General features: G+C 58.3%; 1 pseudogene. It reads left to right on the forward strand.

What is annotated here, in order from left to right:
- Positions 1 to 82: 82 nt before the first annotated feature.
- Positions 83 to 741 (forward strand): annotated as a pseudogene (locus ACFX5Q_RS34820) (IS5 family transposase); the annotation flags it as partial.

Raw genomic sequence — 741 nt, forward strand, 5'->3', positions numbered from 1 at the left:
CTAGGACCAATCGACATTCAGGATTCAAAATTGCGTTGATGCATGATTCATAGGCTTCCAGATTCGATCTGGAGGACAATGGATGGTGTCGCGCTACGAACTGAGCCAGCGGCAATGGCAGCGCATCGAAGGTCTTTTGCCCGGAAAGGCAGGTGATCCCGGCCGCAGCGGCATAGACAATCGCCTGTTTGTGAATGGCGTCCTTTGGGTTCTGCGCTCGGGAGCGCATTGGCACGACATTCCCGAACGCTACGGCAAGTGGAAGACGCTGCATCAGCGTTTCAGGCGCTGGTCAAAGGCTGGCGTTTGGGAGCGTGTCTTTGCCGACCTGATCGATGATCCCGACAACGATTATGTGATGCTCGACAGCACATTGGTTCGCGCTCACCAGCAGGCGGCGACCGGAAAAGGGGGGACCAAAACCAGGCTTTGGGGCGTTCCCGAGGCGGATTGACCACCAAGATCCACATGGCCGTCGATGGCCGCGGCCGCCCATTGCGCCTGATCTTGACGCCCGGCCAGCGTGGTGATGTCACCCAAGCGCCTGCCTTGCTCGAAGGGCTCAAAGCCAAACGCGTTCTTGCCGATAAGGCTTATGACAGCAACGCCCTGCGCGCCATTGTCGCCGATATGGGAGCTGAGGCCGTCATCCCCTGCAACCCGACCCGAAAGATCCTGATACCCTACGACTTCGAAGCCTATAAGGCGCGCAACCTGATCGAACGCTGCTTCAACAAGCTC

It is taken from the genome of Mesorhizobium sp. IMUNJ 23033 (assembly GCF_044778005.1).
Classification (GTDB): domain Bacteria; phylum Pseudomonadota; class Alphaproteobacteria; order Rhizobiales; family Rhizobiaceae; genus Mesorhizobium; species Mesorhizobium amorphae_A.